The organism is Mesorhizobium sp. ES1-3 (assembly GCF_020164795.1).
GTDB lineage: Bacteria > Pseudomonadota > Alphaproteobacteria > Rhizobiales > Rhizobiaceae > Mesorhizobium.
On the sequence record NZ_JAIUGW010000004.1, the window covers coordinates 144,161 to 160,001 of the forward strand.

The 15,841-nt window shown below is 64.0% G+C and carries 14 protein-coding genes; 13 read left to right on the forward strand and 1 reads right to left on the reverse strand.

Annotated features, from left to right (window positions below):
• Positions 1 to 12 precede the first annotated feature (12 nt).
• The 13 genes from puuE to LB536_RS08005 all read left to right on the forward strand — a co-directional run bounded on the left by puuE (position 13) and on the right by LB536_RS08005 (position 14,483).
• Positions 13 to 1,431 carry an allantoinase PuuE gene (puuE, locus tag LB536_RS07945; RefSeq protein WP_224590834.1) on the forward strand — a complete coding sequence of 473 codons (1,419 nt, stop codon included), beginning with the start codon at positions 13 to 15 and terminating at the stop codon, positions 1,429 to 1,431.
• Positions 1,432 to 1,440: 9 nt separating this feature from the next.
• The gene (locus LB536_RS07950) at positions 1,441 to 2,304 is read left to right on the forward strand and encodes a bifunctional allantoicase/(S)-ureidoglycine aminohydrolase (RefSeq protein ID WP_140810971.1); all 864 of its coding nucleotides are present in this window, start codon (positions 1,441 to 1,443) and stop codon (positions 2,302 to 2,304) included.
• Positions 2,301 to 2,804 carry an ureidoglycolate lyase gene (locus LB536_RS07955; protein WP_140810972.1) on the forward strand — a complete coding sequence of 168 codons (504 nt, stop codon included), beginning with the start codon at positions 2,301 to 2,303 and terminating at the stop codon, positions 2,802 to 2,804. The genes LB536_RS07950 and LB536_RS07955 overlap by 4 nt, the downstream gene beginning before the upstream one ends.
• Positions 2,804 to 3,397, forward strand: a complete 594-nt coding sequence (locus tag LB536_RS07960; RefSeq protein ID WP_224590836.1) for a nucleoside deaminase — start codon at positions 2,804 to 2,806, stop codon at positions 3,395 to 3,397. The genes LB536_RS07955 and LB536_RS07960 overlap by 1 nt, the downstream gene beginning before the upstream one ends.
• Before the next feature lie 96 nt (positions 3,398 to 3,493).
• On the forward strand, positions 3,494 to 5,479 hold the full coding sequence (locus tag LB536_RS07965; RefSeq protein WP_224590838.1) for a CocE/NonD family hydrolase: 1,986 nt from the start codon (positions 3,494 to 3,496) through the stop codon (positions 5,477 to 5,479).
• Positions 5,480 to 5,633: 154 nt separating this feature from the next.
• Positions 5,634 to 7,220 carry an ABC transporter substrate-binding protein gene (locus LB536_RS07970; protein ID WP_140810978.1) on the forward strand — a complete coding sequence of 529 codons (1,587 nt, stop codon included), beginning with the start codon at positions 5,634 to 5,636 and terminating at the stop codon, positions 7,218 to 7,220.
• A gap of 16 nt (positions 7,221 to 7,236) precedes the next feature.
• Positions 7,237 to 8,196: an ABC transporter permease gene (locus LB536_RS07975; protein ID WP_140757169.1), complete on the forward strand. Its 960-nt coding sequence runs from the start codon at positions 7,237 to 7,239 to the stop codon at positions 8,194 to 8,196.
• Positions 8,197 to 8,208: 12 nt separating this feature from the next.
• Entirely contained in the window at positions 8,209 to 9,036 is an 828-nt protein-coding gene (locus LB536_RS07980; protein ID WP_140757171.1) for an ABC transporter permease, read from the forward strand.
• A complete protein-coding gene (locus tag LB536_RS07985; RefSeq protein WP_140810979.1) occupies positions 9,036 to 10,691 on the forward strand; it encodes an ABC transporter ATP-binding protein in 1,656 nt (551 codons plus the stop codon). The genes LB536_RS07980 and LB536_RS07985 overlap by 1 nt, the downstream gene beginning before the upstream one ends.
• A gap of 110 nt (positions 10,692 to 10,801) precedes the next feature.
• Positions 10,802 to 11,641 (forward strand): alkaline phosphatase family protein, encoded by an 840-nt coding sequence (locus LB536_RS07990; protein WP_224590840.1) that lies wholly within the window; start codon positions 10,802 to 10,804, stop codon positions 11,639 to 11,641.
• Positions 11,642 to 11,822: 181 nt separating this feature from the next.
• Entirely contained in the window at positions 11,823 to 12,389 is a 567-nt protein-coding gene (locus tag LB536_RS07995; protein ID WP_140810981.1) for a sigma-70 family RNA polymerase sigma factor, read from the forward strand.
• Entirely contained in the window at positions 12,386 to 13,054 is a 669-nt protein-coding gene (locus LB536_RS08000; protein ID WP_224590841.1) for an anti-sigma factor, read from the forward strand. The genes LB536_RS07995 and LB536_RS08000 overlap by 4 nt, the downstream gene beginning before the upstream one ends.
• On the forward strand, positions 13,044 to 14,483 hold the full coding sequence (locus LB536_RS08005) for a S8 family serine peptidase (protein WP_224590843.1): 1,440 nt from the start codon (positions 13,044 to 13,046) through the stop codon (positions 14,481 to 14,483). The genes LB536_RS08000 and LB536_RS08005 overlap by 11 nt, the downstream gene beginning before the upstream one ends.
• A gap of 294 nt (positions 14,484 to 14,777) precedes the next feature.
• On the opposite strand, the gene LB536_RS08010 is transcribed toward LB536_RS08005, so the two are convergent.
• Positions 14,778 to 15,800 carry a substrate-binding domain-containing protein gene (locus LB536_RS08010; RefSeq protein ID WP_224590845.1) on the reverse strand — a complete coding sequence of 341 codons (1,023 nt, stop codon included), beginning with the start codon at positions 15,798 to 15,800 and terminating at the stop codon, positions 14,778 to 14,780.
• Positions 15,801 to 15,841 lie beyond the last annotated feature (41 nt).

The window sequence follows — 15,841 nt, forward strand, 5'->3', positions numbered from 1 at the left end:
TGCGGAGGGACGATGCGTTACACCAGGGACATGCGTGGCTACGGAGCCAATCCGCCGGATCCGAAATGGCCTGGCGGCGCGCATGTCGCGGTGCAGTTCGTCGTCAACTACGAAGAGGGCGGCGAGAACTGCGTGCTCCACGGCGACAAGGCTTCGGAAGCTTTCCTGTCGGAAATCGTCGGCGCGGCGCCCTGGGTGGGCCAGCGCCACTGGAACATGGAATCGATCTACGAATATGGGGCGCGAGCCGGCTTCTGGCGGCTGCTGCGCCTGTTCAGCGAAGAGCAGGTGCCTGTGACCTGCTACGGCGTCGCCACGGCGCTCGCGCGCTCACCCGACCAGGTCACGGCCATGCAGGAAGCCGGCTGGGAAATCGCCTCGCACGGACTGAGATGGATCGACTACCGCGACCACGACGCCGAGGACGAGCGCCGCGATCTCGAAGCGGCGATCAAGCTGCACTATGAGGTGACCGGCCAGCGCCCGACCGGCTGGTATACGGGCCGCACATCGGTCAACACGGTGCGGCTGGTGGCCGAAGAAGGCGGCTTCGACTACGTCTCGGACACCTATGACGACGAACTGCCTTACTGGTTCGAGCATAGCGGCAGCACGCAGCTCATCATCCCCTACACGCTCGACGCCAACGACATGCGCTTTGCCACGCCGCAGGGTTTCAACTCGGGCGACCAGTTCTTCGCCTATCTCAGGGACAGTTTCGACACGCTCTATGCCGAGGGCAAGGCAGGCAGGCCGCGCATGATGAATATCGGCCTGCATTGCCGTCTCGTCGGACGGCCGGGCCGGGTAGCGGCGCTGAAGCGCTTCGTCGATTACGTCAAGTCGCACGACAAGGTCTGGCTGGCACGGCGCATCGACATCGCCAAGCACTGGCAGGAGAACCATCCCTACAAGCCGGCCGCTTTGCGCCCGTCGAAGATGGAATTCGAGACGTTCGTTCACACCTTCGGCGGCGTGTTCGAGCATTCGCCGTGGATCGCGGAACGGGCCTACGAGCTGGAGCTTGGCCCGGCGCACGACACGGCGGGCGGCCTGCACAATGCGCTCTGCCGCATCTTCCGTTCCGCCAGCGAGACCGAGCGGCTCGGCGTGCTCAACGCCCATCCCGACCTCGCCGGCAAGCTCGCCAAGGCCAGGCGGCTGACGGCGGAATCGACCAGGGAACAGGCTTCCGCCGGCCTCGACGCGCTGACCGACAAGGAACGCGAACTGTTCTCCAAGCTCAACGCCGCCTACGTCACCACCTTCGGCTTCCCCTTCATCATCGCGGTGAGGGGCAAGACAAAGGAGGAAATCCTCGCCGAATTCGAAGCCCGTATAGGCAACAGCCGCGGCGTCGAGTTCGAGACCGCCTGTAAACAGGTCGAGCGCATCGCGCTGCTCCGCCTCAAGGACATGCTTCCACAATAGGTTTGAACCATGGATACGATCAGGATGCCCGAGCGCACCTATTATGCCCCGCAGGGCGGCCATTCCGGCCAGACCGAGCTTCTGACCGGCCGCGCCGTCTTCACCGAGGCCTATGCGGTCATTCCCAAGGGCGTGATGCAGGACATCGTCACCAGCGCCCTTCCGTTCTGGGACAAGACCCGCGTCTGGATCCTGTCGCGGCCGCTGTCCGGCTTCGCCGAGACGTTTTCGCAATACATCGTCGAGGTCGCGCCCGGCGGCGGCAGCGACCGGCCGGAGCCCGATGCCGGTGCCGAAGGCGCCCTGTTCGTGGTCGAGGGCGAACTGACGGTTCTGCTCGACGGCAAGAAGCATAGCTTGAGGCCCGGCGGCTTTGCCTTCCTGCCGCCGGCCAGCGGCTGGACAGTCCGCAACGAAAGCAAGGCGGCTGTCCGCTTCCACTGGATACGCAAGGCTTATGAGGCAGTCGACGGCCTCGAGATTCCCGAGGCTTTCTTCACCAACGAACAGGAGATCGCGCCGACCCCGATGCCGGGCACCGAGGGCCGCTGGGCAACGACGCGGTTCGTCGACCCCGCCGACCTGCGCCACGACATGCATATGACCATCGTCACGCTGGAGCCCGGTGCGGTCATTCCCTTCGCCGAGACGCATGTCATGGAACACGGGCTCTATGTGCTCGAAGGTAAGGCTGTCTACCGGCTCAACCAGGACTGGGTCGAGGTCGAGGCCGGCGACTATATGTGGCTGCGCGCCTTCTGCCCGCAGGCCTGCTATGCCGGCGGCCCCGGCAAATTCCGCTATCTGCTTTACAAGGATGTCAACCGGCACGCCAAACTCGGCGGGGCAGATATCGCGAAGCGCACGTCATGACCCCCATCGTCGCGCGGCCGCTGACCCGCGAGGCCTTTGCCGAATTCGGCGACGTCATCGACATGGGCGGCGACAACCACTACCCGATCAATGGCGGCAAGGCCGAGCGCTACCACGACCTCGCTACCGCGCAGGCGACAGGACCAAATGCGCGCGTGCTGATCTCGATGGTGCGCGGCACGCCTTATGAGATGCCGCTGAAGCTGACCATGGTCGAGCGCCACCCCTTGGGCAGCCAGGCCTTCATCCCGCTGTCGCCGCGTCGGTTCCTGGTCGTCGTCTGCCATGACGGCAAGGAGGGGCCGGACGAGCCGCATGCCTTCATCACCGCGCCGGGGCAAGGCATCAACTATTCCCGCAATCTGTGGCACGGCGTGCTGACGCCGCTCGGCGAGGCGCAGGATTTTTTGATCGTCGACCGCGGCGGCGACGGGTCCAACCTCGAAGAATTCCATTTCTCGCACGCCTACGAGATCCATCTTCCTGACGAGAGCTTGTGATGACCGACATTTCGCTGATCGACCGCCTGCTCGACGTCATCGAGCAAGATATCGTGCCGAAGACGGAAGAAGGCGTCGCGCTCGGCAACAAGCTGTTCGGCGCGGCGATCCTACGCAAGGACGACCGGTCGCTGGTACTAGCCGAGACCAACAACGAGATGGAAAACCCGCTCTGGCATGGCGAGGTGCATTGCCTGAAGCGCTTTTACGAAATGCCCAAGGCCGAACGTGTCGACACGAAAGACGCCATCTTCATCGCCACGCATGAGCCCTGCTCGCTCTGCCTGTCGGCGATCACCTGGACCGGCTTCGACAATTTTTACTACCTCTTCAGCCACGAGGATTCGCGCGACAGTTTCGCCATTCCGCATGATCTCAAAATCCTGAAAGAGGTCTTCACCCTCGACCCCGGCGGCTACAATGCCGAGAATGCCTATTGGAAAAGCTTTTCCATCCGTCGGCTGGTGCGCGCACTGCCCGAGGTCGAACGCCAGCGGCTGGAGGCGCGCATCGCCAGGATTTCCGCACGCTATGACGAGCTGTCCGACGCCTATCAGGCGAACAAGGCCGAAAACGACATTCCGCTGAACTGATGGTATGAAAGAGGTAGCGGCACAGGTCGCATATTTCGCTGCTCCAGTCGCGAATGACGATTGAAAGTTCTCGTGCCGCGGGGCGTTATGCCTGCCATGAAAACCATCACCGAATTTCCCCGCAAGGTCGTCGAATTTCCCGACATGGGCATCGTCATGCCCGATGGCTGCCGGCTGTCGGCGCGGGTGTGGATGCCGGAGGATGCGGGCGATGACCCGGTACCTGTCATCCTCGAGCACCTGCCCTACCGCAAGCGCGACGGCACGATCTTTCGCGATCAGCTTACCCATCCCTATTTCGCCGGCCACGGCTACGCCTCGATCCGCGTCGACATGCGCGGCAACGGCGATTCCGAAGGGCTGATGGACGACGAATATTCCGAGCAGGAACTGCAGGACGCCTGCGATGTCATCGCCTGGGCGGCGGCGCAGCCCTGGTGCAACGGCAATGTCGGCATGATGGGTATTTCCTGGGGCGGCTTCAATTGCCTGCAGGTGGCGGCCAAACAGCCGCCGGCGCTCAAGGCGGTGATCAGCCTGTGCTCCACCGTCGACCGCTATGCCGACGACATCCACTACAAGGGCGGCTGCCTTTTGAACGAGAATTTCGGCTGGGCCTCGACCATGCTGTCCTACTCGTCGCGGCCACCGGATCCGCTGCTTGCCGGCGACAACAGATGGCGCGACCTGTGGCTGAGACGGCTGGAGAACCAATCGTTCCTTTTGCCGCTGTGGCTGAGCCACCAGCATCGCGACGCCTATTGGAAGCGCGGCTCGATCTGCGAGGATTTTTCCGCTGTTCATGCCGCGGTGCTGTCGATCGGCGGCTGGCATGACGGCTACCGCAACACGATCTCGCACCTCGTCACCAATATCGAGGCACCGGTCAAGGGCATCGTCGGGCCGTGGATCCACAAATACCCGCACTATGCCGGACCCAAGCCCGCCATCGGCTTCCTGCAGGAAGCGCTGCGCTGGTGGGACCACTGGCTGAAGGGAGTCGAGACCGGCGTCGAGGCCGATCCCGACTACCGCGCCTATGTGATGGACAGCGTGCGTCCCGCCCGCTGGCATCCCGAGCGGCCCGGCCGCTGGATAGCCGAGCAGGAGTGGCCGTCGTCCAACATAGCGGTCGAAGCGATCGAACTAATTCCCCCTGATGCAGGGCCTTCCACGGTCGCTTCACCGCAGACCTGCGGGCTCGCCGGCGGCGAATATTTTCCGTTCACCTTCGGGCCGGAATTGCCGGGTGATCAGCGCCCTGACGATGCGCTGTCGGCGTGTTTCGACCAGCCTGAGCTCACCAAGCCGATCGAGATTGTCGGGGCGCCGGAGCTTAAGATCCAGCTTGCCTCCGATCGGCCCCAGGCCAACATCGCGGTCCGGCTTTGCGACGTGCATCCCGACGGTGCCTCGGAACTTATATCCTATGGCGTGCTCAATCTGACGCACCGCAACTCGCATGAATTCCCCGAAGCGCTGGTCCCCGGGGAGACAGTTTCGGTGCGTGTCGTGCTCGATCAATGCGCCTACCGCGTGCCGGCCGGCCACCGTCTGCGCGTTGCCATTTCGACCGCCTACTGGCCAATGATCTGGCCTTCGCCGGAACCGGCACGACTGACCCTGTCGGACGCCACGCTATCGGTGCCGTTGCGCCTGCTGGCAACAGGCGACGAAGCTGTTTTCGGCGAGCCGGAAGGTGCTGCGCCCTGGGCAACCGAGACGATCCGTGCCGCCAATTCAGAACGCCATGTCGACCGCGACGAAAAGACGGGAATCGTCACGCTTTCCATAACGGACGACTTCGGCGAGGTGCGCGATCTCGACCATGGCCTTGTCAACGGCAGCATCGCCCGCGAAACCTGGACCATCCATCCTGACGATCCTCTGTCAGCCTCGGGAAAAACACATTGGACGCAGACCCTGTCGCGAAACGGATGGTCGGTCCGCACCGAGACATGGGCGCAAATGCGGTCGGATGCGCAAAACTTCATCGTCAGCGCCAGAATCGAGGCTTACGAGGGCGAAAACCTCGTCTTCGAGCGCGATTTCGACGAAAAGGTCCCGCGAGCGCTGGTTTGAGTGCTGAAATCGTTGGTCCAAATGCGACGTGCGATTTACGCCACGGCATGTCGCATTCGGTCTTGCTTACCGCTTTCCGTTGCGGTCATTATTCCCTTTAACAACAAGCAAGAAAATCGACCGTAGAGTCGAACCAACAGAGTGAGGAACTCAAATGTCAAACGAACTGGAATTCCTTAGCCGGCGCGTCGCGTCGGGCAAACTGAGCCGTCGTGATTTCCTTGGCCGTGCGGCAGCGCTCGGCATCGCCGCACCCTTCGCCAACGCATTGCTTTCGAGCGCGGCGCGGGCGGCGGGGCCGGTCAAGGGCGGCACGCTAAAGGCCGGCCTGGTCGGCGGCGAATCCACCAACAGCCTGGACCCGGCGCTGATGATGACGCAGGTGCCGTTCGCCTTCGGCAAATGCTGGGGCGAAATGATCGTCGAGCTGTCGCCCGAGGGCAAGCTCGAGAACCGCATCGCCGAAGACATCGGCTCATCCAAGGACGCCAAGGTCTGGACGCTGAAGATCCGCGACGGCATCGAATTCCATAACGGCAAGACGGTGACCGCCGAGGACGTCGCCGCCACGCTCGAACGCCATTCGGACGAGAAGTCGAAATCCGGCGCGCTTGGCTACATGAAGGGCATCGACACCATCAAGGTCAACGGCAAGGAAGTGGTGCTTACCCTGAAGGAGGCCAACGCCGACCTTCCGTACCTGCTCAGCGACTATCACCTGATCGTCCAGCCGAATGGCGGCAAGGACAAGCCCGACGCCGGCATCAGCGCCGGCCCCTACAAGGTCAAGACCAACGAGCCTGGCGTGCGCCATGTCGGCGAGCGCTTCGCCAATTACTGGCAGGGCGACAAGATGGGCCATGCCGACCAGGTCGAAGTCGTCGTCATCAACGACGCGACGGCGCGCACGGCGGCCCTGCAGGGCGGCCAGGTCAACATGATCAACCGCGTCGAGCCGAAGATCGTCGACCTGATCAAGCGCGTGCCGGGCGTGACCATCCGCAATCATTCCGGCCCCGGCCACTACGTGTTCATCATGCATTGCGACACGGCGCCGTTCGACAACAACGACCTCAGGATGGCGCTGAAGCTGGCGATCGACCGCGAGGAAATGCTGAACAAGGTGCTGCGCGGCTACGGCTCGCTCGGCAACGATTTCCCGATCAACGCCTCCTATCCGCTGTTCACCGAAATCGAGCAGCGCAAGTACGATCCCGACAAGGCCAAATTCCACTACAAGAAGTCCGGCCATGACGGTACCGTGCTGCTCAGGACCTCGGACGTCGCCTTCCCTGGCGCTGTCGATGCGTCCCAGCTGTTCCAGCAGAGCGCGGCCAAGGCCGGCATCAAGATCGAGCTCAAGCGCGAGCCCGGCGACGGCTACTGGAACGAGGTGTGGAACAAGCAGCCCTTCTGCGCTTCCTACTGGGGCGGCCGCTCGACCCAGGACCAGATGTACTCGACAGCCTATCTGTCGACGGCCGACTGGAACGACACGCGCTTCAAGCGCCCGGACTTCGACAAGATGGTGCTGGCGGCGCGCGCCGAACTCGACGAGGCCAAGCGCAAGCAGATGTACCACGACATGGCTGTCATGGTGCGCGACGAAGGCGGCCTGATCCTGCCGATGTTCAACCAGTTCATCGACGCAACGGGACCGAAAGTCGCCGGTTGGGTGGAGGATCCGCACCAGGAGCTGTGCAACGGCTACGCTTTGGCGAAGTGCTGGCTCGAAGCCTGAGCACGGCCCTGCGGAGATGTCCTCGCCCCTCGTGAAACTGGTGGCCCAGCGCATCGCGCTGGGCATCCTCCTTCTGCTGGCCGTTTCGGTCCTGATCTTCGCCGGCACCCAGATCCTGCCCGGCGACGTCGCGCAAGCCATCCTCGGACAGTCGGCGACGCCGGAGTCGCTGGCCAACCTGCGCGAGCAGCTCGGGCTCAACCAGCCCGCCTATATCCGCTACTTCCACTGGCTGGGCGGCGTGCTGACCGGCGATCTCGGCACCGCCATGTCGAGCGGGCAGGACATCGCGACATCGATCAAGGAACGGCTGTGGAACACTCTGTTCCTGGCTTTCTGGGCGGCAATCGTGGCCATTCCACTGGCGATCACGCTCGGCCTGATCGCGGTGCGCTACCGCAATGGCTGGGTCGACAAGCTGATTTCCGGCTTGGCGCTCGCCTCGACGTCGTTCCCGGAATTCTTTATCGGCTATGTGCTCGTCTATTTCTTTGCCGTGCAGTATCAATGGTTCCCTGCCATCTCGACGGTCTATGACGGCATGCCGTTCGGCGAGCGCATGCAGGCGATCGCGCTGCCGGCGGCCGCGCTGACGCTGGTGGTGCTCGCCCACATGATGCGCATGACGCGGGCGGCCATCCTAAACGTCATGCAGTCGGCCTATGTCGAGACAGCGGAACTGAAGGGCCTGTCGGCCTTCAGCGTGATCCGGAAGCATGCATTTCCGAATGCCATTGCGCCAATCATCAACGTCGTGATGCTCAATCTGGCCTACCTGATCGTGGGTGTCGTCGTCGTCGAAGTGATCTTCGTCTATCCCGGCATGGGCCAATATCTCGTCGACCACGTCACCAAGCGCGACGTGCCGGTGGTGCAAGCGGTCGGCCTGATTTTCGCCGCCGTCTACATCAGCTTGAACATCATCGCGGACATAGCGGCGATCGTCGCCAATCCGCGTCTCAGACATCCGAAGTAGGGAGCGACCGATATGCTCGATGTCAGACGCATTCCCATCCCGGCGCTGATCGGCCTGGCGCTCACCGCTCTGTTCGTGCTGGCGGCAGTCTTCGCGCCATGGATCGCGCCGCACGGCAATGCCGAGATCGTCAGCGACACTCCCTGGGAACCCATGTCGGCGCTGCATTGGCTGGGCACCGACAATCTTGGGCGCGATTTGTTGTCGCGCATGATCTACGGTGCCCGCATCACCTTGTTCATCGCCGTGCTCGCCACCGCGCTCTCCTTTTCGCTCGGCGCCATTCTCGGCTTTTCGGCGGCGGTTTTCGGCGGCTGGTTCGACACGGGACTGTCGCGCCTCGTCGATCTGCTGATGTCGATCCCGACGCTGATCATGGCTCTCGTCGTGCTTTCGGTGCTGCCATCCAACCTGGTGACGTTGATACTGGTGATGGGCGTCCTCGATTCAACCCGCGTCTATCGTCTGTCGCGCGCGGTCGCTGTCGACATCAACGTCATGGACTATGTCGAGGCAGCGAAGCTGCGCGGCGAAGGCAGCGTCTGGATCATCTTCCGTGAGATCCTGCCCAACGCGCTGTCGCCACTGGTTTCTGAACTCGGCCTGCGCTTCATCTACGCAGTGCTGTTCCTGTCGACGCTGTCCTTCCTCGGCCTTGGCGTGCAGCCGCCGGATGCCGACTGGGGCGGCATGGTGAAGGAGAACAAGGACGGCATCGTGTTCGGTATAGGCGCCGCGCTCATTCCGGCGGCCGCGATTGCAGCGCTGGCGATCTCGGTCAATCTTGTTGCCGACTGGGTGCTGAACCGCACGACAAGCCTGAAGGGAGGACGCGGCTGATGGCTGACGGCAAGGCAAAGTCCACCCCTCTGCTCGACATCCGCAATTTGCGCATCGAGGCGACGGTCTATCCCCCTGGCGAGACACCAAAGACCATCACGCTGGTCCACGACGTGTCGCTGACACTGGAGAAGGGCAAGGTGCTCGGCCTGATCGGCGAATCCGGCGCCGGCAAGTCGACCATCGGCCTGTCGTCCATGGGCTATGGCCGCGGCGGCGTGCGCATCACCGGCGGCGAAGTCATCCTCAACGGCCGCGATATCCTGAAGGGCGGCAAGGACGGATTCCGCAAGCTGCGCGGCCGCGAGGTCTGCTATGTCGCGCAGTCGGCGGCGGCCGCCTTCAATCCGGCGCACAGGCTGATGGACCAGGTGGTGGAAGCCACGCTTCTGCACGGAACGGCGACACGGGCCGAGGCAGAGAAACGCGCGATCGCGCTGTTCAAGAAGCTCAGCCTGCCGAACCCGGAAACCATCGGCGAACGCTTTCCGCATCAGGTGTCGGGCGGCCAGTTGCAGCGTGTGATGACGGCGATGGCGCTTTGCTCGGAGCCTGACCTGATCGTCTTCGACGAACCGACCACGGCGCTCGACGTGACGACGCAGATCGACGTGCTGTCGGCGATCAAGGACGCCATCCGCGACACCCATGTGGCGGCGCTCTACATCACCCACGACCTTGCCGTCGTTGCCCAGGTCTCGGACGAGATCATGGTGCTGCGCCACGGCCGGCTGGTCGAATGGGGGGGCACCCGCCAGATCATCAAGGAGCCGCGCCAGGAATACACCAACGCGCTGGTCTCGGTGCACGAGATCGAACATGCCGAACAGAACCCGGGCGCGACGCCGTTCCTGTCGGTCAAGAACGTCACCGCCGCCTATGGCGGCGGCCACGTCAAGGTGCTCAAGAACGTTTCGGTCGACATTTATCCGGGCCAGACACTGGCCGTGGTTGGCGAGTCCGGTTCAGGCAAGTCGACGCTGGCGCGCGCCATCACCGGCCTGTTGCCGCCCGAGCAGGGCACGGTGACCTTCGATGGGCGCCCACTGGCCAACCGGCTCGCCGACCGGCCGAAGGAGGATCTGCGCCAGTTGCAGATGATCTACCAGATGGCCGACGTGGCGATGAATCCGCGCCAGACCGTCGGCACCATCATCGGCCGGCCGCTCGAATTCTATTTCGGTATCCGCGGCAGGGAACGCGACCGCCGTGTCGCCGAGCTGCTCGACGAGATCGAGATGGGCAAGGGCTTCGTCGACCGCTATCCGGCCGAGCTTTCGGGCGGCCAGAAGCAGCGCGTCTGTATCGCCCGTTCGCTCGCGGCCAAGCCGAAGCTGATCATCTGCGACGAAGTGACATCGGCTCTCGACCCCTTGGTGGCCAACGGCATCCTCAAGCTGCTGCTCAACCTGCAGCAGCATGAGAAGGTCGCCTACCTCTTCATCACCCACGACCTGGCGACGGTGAAGTCGATCGCCGATTCGATCGCGGTGATGTATCGCGGCGAAGTGGTGCGCTATGGCTCCAAGAGCAAGGTGCTCACACCTCCCTTCGATGCCTATACCGACCTTTTGCTGTCGTCCGTTCCGGAAATGGAGATCGGCTGGCTGGAAAAAGCGATCAAGGGGCGGCGCATGGCCAGCGCGGGGAACTAGCCAAGCGCAACATGGCCATGCCGATGCGCGCGAAGGCGGGTTGATCGTGCGCTTCTTCAGCCAATTCATCGACGCCGCCGCCACCGACAGACAATGGCATGGAGCAGCCCGTGGCGCTCAAGACCAAGCTTCTGCTGATCATCCTCGACGGCGTTCCCTACCGCAACTGGCGCCGGCTGATGGGCAATCTCGAAGGCTGGGTGCAGTCGGGCGAGGCACGGGTGTGGAAGATGCGCTCCGTGCTGCCGTCGACCTCGGCCTGCTGCTATGCCTCGATCCACACGGGCGTGTCGCCGCAGGTGCATGGGATCCTGTCCAACGAGAACCGCTTTCGCGTCGGGCAGCCCGACATCTTCTCGGAAGTCAGCAAGGCCGGCGGCAAGACCGGCGCGGTCACCCATACCTACTGGTCCGAATTCTTCCGCTCCTACCCGTTCGACCTGATCGAGGACATGGAGTATGACGAGCCCGGCGGGCCGATCACGCACGGCCGCTTCCACTCCATGACCGGCTACAATCTCAAGAACCAGATGACGCCGAGCGATGTCGACCTGTTCGCGACACTGACCATGCTCACCCGGCGCCATGGTATCGACTACGGCATCCTGCACACGTGCACGCTGGACTCGATGGGCCATCGTTTCGGCCATGACTGCCACGAGATGGACCATGCCTGCTACGCCATGGACGGCATGCTGGCGGCCTTCCTGCCCGGCTGGATCGAGGCCGGCTACGAGGTCATGGTCACTGCCGACCACGGCCAGACCGACCGCGGCCATCATGGCGGCCATGACGACGAGATGCAGGATTTCGCGCTCTACTATTTCGGACAGGGCGAAGGGCCGGAAGCCGATACGCTGCTCGACCAGTTGCAACTGGCGCCAACGGTTTTGAGCCGGCTGGGCGTGCCGGTTCCGGCGACGATGAAGGCGAAGGCTTTTCTCGCCTGATCGAGTGGCTGGTGCCGCCCCTCATCCGCCTGCCGGCACCTTCTCCCCGCAAACGGGGAGAAGGGATGCTCTGGCAACCGCCCCGCTCTTCGGTTAGCCTCCCAGAATTCCTTGGCGGAGGATGAACCTTTTTGGACCGATCGGCGACAGAGCAGACAGGAGCCAGGCGGCTCGACCGGCCATGACGGCGGCGACGGAGACCGATCGCGCGCTTGTCGACCGGGTCGCGAAGGGCGACCGGGCCGCCGTGCGGCTCCTGTTCATGCGTCACCACGCGCGGATCTACCGCTTCGTGGCGCGCCAGACGGGATCGGAAATGATGGCTGACGATATCGCGAACGAGGTGTTCCTCGAACTGTGGCGCCAGGCTCCGGGCTTCGAAGGGCGCTCCGAAGTCTCGACATGGCTGCTCGGCATCGCCCGCTTCAAGGCGCTCTCGCTGCTGCGCAAGAAGAAGGAAGACTGGATCGACGACGAGGCCGCCGCCGCGGTCCCTGACAGCGCCGACACGCCCGAAGTCGTCACCATGAAGGAGGACAAGGCCGCTGCCTTGCGCCGCCTCATCGACGCCTTGCCCGAGGAGCACCGCACGGTGATCGACCTCGCCTATTATCAGGGGCAATCGGTGACCGAGATCGCACAGGTGCTCGACATCCCGGTAGCGACCGTCAAGACCCGTATGTTCTACGCCCGCAAGAAACTCGGCGAAGCCCTGAAGGCCGCCGGTTACGACAGGGGGTGGCCATGAGCGCCGCTGAAAAGATGTCGCGCCGCGACGAAATGGAAACGCTGCTGCCGTTCTACCTGAACGGTTCGCTCGAAGGTTCGGATCTGGAAGCCATCGAAGAATGGCTGGCCAACGATCCCGCGGCACTTGCCGCGCTCGGCGAGGCGGAAGCCGAGTTCTCCGGCACGGCGGCCGCCAATGAGACGATCCGTCCGCCGGCCGATGCGCTCAGCCGCTTCGCCAAGGCGCTCGACGCGGAGGCAGGGCCGGCTCGGGCGCCTGCTAGCGCATCCTGGCTGGCGCAGGCCTGGGGCCGCTTCATGGCGGTGCCGGTCGGCGTCGCCTGGGCGGCGGCTGCGGTGCTGCTCGCCTTGATCGCGGTGCAGTCGCTGATGCAGCCCGGCGGCGAGGGCGGCAATTTCGAGGTCGCCGGCGCGCAAGACGATCTGGCCAAATTGCCGTTCGCTCTGGTCAAATTCAAGCCGGATGCCAGGATGGCCGATATTGCCGCCTTCCTCGACGCCAACAAGCTCAGGATCATCGGCGGACCGACCGCCGACGGCGTCTTCAGGCTCGCCATTCCGGCGACGACAGCCGCCGACTACGAGAAGGCGCGCGGCCTTATTGCCGCCCAGCCTTTCGCGGAGACTGTGATCGAGGGAAGGAAACCTGTTGATGGCGGCTGAGGCGGTCATTCGATTTGCGGCTATCCTTGCGGCGGCGATGACAATCGCCGCCGTGCCTGCGTCGGCGCAGAGCAACGATGCCACTCCCGAGCGGACGAAAATCGATTGCAACGACCGGGCCAATGTGACGGCAGCCGATTGCGTCAAGAACGGCGGCGGCACCAAGGGCGGGTCGGGTGCGGCCCAGGCCGGCGCCGTTTTTCTGCCCGCCTTGATCGTCGACCTCTTCCCCAACCCGGTCGCCCCTCCCGCACCGGTGCCGACGCCACGGCCGGGGCCCGCGACACCCCCTGGAGGCAACCAGGCCGGCCTGCCACCGAGTGGCCCGATCGTCTCGCCGACCGATCTCATCGCCGTTCAGCCGCGGCGCGCCGTAGCCGGCGACTTCGTGCCCGACGAGGTGCTGGTGACCGTCGATGGCGATGCCGGCGCCGTGCAGCAGATCGCCGCCTCCTTCGGCCTTGAAGTGCGCTCGCAGCGCCAGTCCCGGCTGCTCGGCACCACCTTGGTGCGCTTCGGCATTCCCGATGGCCGCCCGGTCGGCGTCGTTCTGGCGCAGCTCGCCGCCGACGGCCGCACCGAGCGCCGCGAGCCCAACCACATCTATTCGCTGCAGCAGGCGGCCGGCATCGTCAACTATGCCTTCGACCGCATCGCGCTCGACGCCAAACAGGCCAGCGGCGAAAGCGTCCGCGTCGCCGTCATCGATACCGGCATCGACGACACCAATCCGGCACTTGCCGGCGTCATTGCCGCGCAGTTCGACGCGATGCCCGGCGTGCCGATCGAAAAGCGCGATCATGGCACCTCCGTCGACGGTCTGATCGCCGGCGTCGGCCCCCTGGAAGGCATGGCGCCGGGCGCGAAAATCTATCATGCGCGCGCCTTCGAGGGTGGCAAGTCGACCATGGACGTCATCTTGACGGCGCTCGACTGGGCGGCCGACCAGAATGTCAGCATCGTCAACATGAGCTTCGTCGGCCCGAAAAACGACCTCCTCGGCACCGCCTGCCGCAATGCACGGGCGCTCGGCATGGTTCTGGTCGCGGCGGCCGGCAACAACGGCCCGAAGGCGCCCTATGGCTACCCAGCCGCCTTTGACGGCGTCATCGCGGTGACGGCCACCGACGCCAATGACGGGCTGATGCCGCAGGCCAATCGCGGCGCCTATGTCTTCATCTCGGCGCCGGGCGTCGAGATGGTGGCGCCGAGCGGCGCCGGCTCCGACGTCGTCACCGGCACCTCGTTTGCGGCGGCGATCGTGAGCGGCGCCATCGCCAATCTCATCCATACCGTGCCCGAGCGCTCGGCCGACGACATCGAGAAGGCACTTGCCGACACCGCGAGGGACCTCGGCCCGAAAGGGCGGGACAATGATTTCGGCTACGGCCTGCTGGACATCAGGGCAGCCGGAGCGGCGAAGGAGTAGTCCGACCGCTCATGAGAGAATTGTGAAACGAGAAGTCCCCTACAACAAGGCCGATGGATGACTAGCTCTCAAATGGAGAAATACGTCTGGTCTTCCGTCCTATATTACATCGCGACTGTAGCCGCATCTCTAATTATTTTTTTCTATGTCGAGACGCTTGGTAGCTTATTTGGTTTCGTTGTACTACTCGGATATATTATACTGATTATACTTCTCAACGCATGGCGACGGAGAAGGCATCCGAGAAGCGCCTACCAAGTGAAATTGGCTCAACGAGAATTAAACGACTGATCTCTACCTCGGCGCCCCCGCCACCGATCCCCTGACCACCAGGTCGACCGGCCAGACCTCGCCGCGGGCGCCGTCCTCGAGCCCCGATATCCGGGCCGCCAGCCGCTCGGCGATGCGTGCGCCGGCCAGCCGGATCGAGGAGCGCGTCGTGGACAGCGGCACGGAAAAATTCTCCGGCTTCAGCCAGGGAAAGACGTCGTCATGGGCGATTAGCGAGACATCGGCGGGAATGCCGAGGCCAAGGTCGCGCACCGCGCGCACGACGCCGAGCGCCATGATCAGGCTGGAGCAGGCGATTGCCGTCGGCGCGCCATCCTGTTCTAGCAGGCGCCGGGCGGCGCGATAGCCGTTCTCCTCGGTCATGACGACGGAGCAGACGTGTCGCTCGCCCAATGGCAGGTCGCTTGCGGCCAGCGCCCGGCGCATGCCGCGCTCGCGATGAATGGCGAAGGTTTCCCTGTCATCGCCGTTGATCAGCGCCAGCCGCCGGTGGCCGAGCTGCACGAGCAGCCGCGCCGCCTCGTGGAAAGCGCCTTCATTGTCGATGTCGAGAAAGGGATAGTCGAAGTCCAGGCCCTCGCTGCGGCCATGGACGATGAAGGGAATGCCGAGCGTGTCGACCAGCGCCACGCGCCGATCCTGCGGCCTCGGCGAAGAGATGTAGACGGCGTCAACCTGCCGGTTGGCGACGATGCGCCGGTAGGTCGTTTCCTGGTCGTCGGCATCGGTCGGGGACAGGACAAGGTCGAGCTCGTGCGAGCGGGCATAGTCGCCAAGGCCGGACAGGAATTCGACGAAGTGCGGGTCGATGTCGACGGCGGCACCCGTCGGCAGGACGTAGCCGATCATTCCGGACTTGCCTGTGGCCAGCCGGCGCGCGCTCGGATTGGGACGATAGCCGTGGCGCTTGGCGGCGTCCATCACGCGCCTGCGGGTTTCCTCATTGACTTCGGGATAGCCGTTCAGCGCCCGGCTTACCGTGGTCTGCGAAAGCGCCAGCATATGCGCGAGTTGCTTGAGGTTCACGAGAGGCCTCCCTGCCTCAAAGCGCTTTTAAATTGAATCGA

Coding starts and splice junctions, on each gene's coding strand:
- LB536_RS07980 (WP_140757171.1), top strand. CDS start 8,209: ATGCTCGATGTCAGACGCATTCCCATCCCGGCGCTGATCGGCCTGGCG.
- LB536_RS07950 (WP_140810971.1), top strand. CDS start 1,441: ATGGATACGATCAGGATGCCCGAGCGCACCTATTATGCCCCGCAGGGC.
- LB536_RS07955 (WP_140810972.1), top strand. CDS start 2,301: ATGACCCCCATCGTCGCGCGGCCGCTGACCCGCGAGGCCTTTGCCGAA.
- puuE (WP_224590834.1), top strand. CDS start 13: ATGCGTTACACCAGGGACATGCGTGGCTACGGAGCCAATCCGCCGGAT.
- LB536_RS07960 (WP_224590836.1), top strand. CDS start 2,804: ATGACCGACATTTCGCTGATCGACCGCCTGCTCGACGTCATCGAGCAA.
- LB536_RS07965 (WP_224590838.1), top strand. CDS start 3,494: ATGAAAACCATCACCGAATTTCCCCGCAAGGTCGTCGAATTTCCCGAC.
- LB536_RS07975 (WP_140757169.1), top strand. CDS start 7,237: ATGTCCTCGCCCCTCGTGAAACTGGTGGCCCAGCGCATCGCGCTGGGC.
- LB536_RS07985 (WP_140810979.1), top strand. CDS start 9,036: ATGGCTGACGGCAAGGCAAAGTCCACCCCTCTGCTCGACATCCGCAAT.
- LB536_RS07970 (WP_140810978.1), top strand. CDS start 5,634: ATGTCAAACGAACTGGAATTCCTTAGCCGGCGCGTCGCGTCGGGCAAA.
- LB536_RS07995 (WP_140810981.1), top strand. CDS start 11,823: ATGACGGCGGCGACGGAGACCGATCGCGCGCTTGTCGACCGGGTCGCG.
- LB536_RS08005 (WP_224590843.1), top strand. CDS start 13,044: ATGGCGGCTGAGGCGGTCATTCGATTTGCGGCTATCCTTGCGGCGGCG.
- LB536_RS08000 (WP_224590841.1), top strand. CDS start 12,386: ATGAGCGCCGCTGAAAAGATGTCGCGCCGCGACGAAATGGAAACGCTG.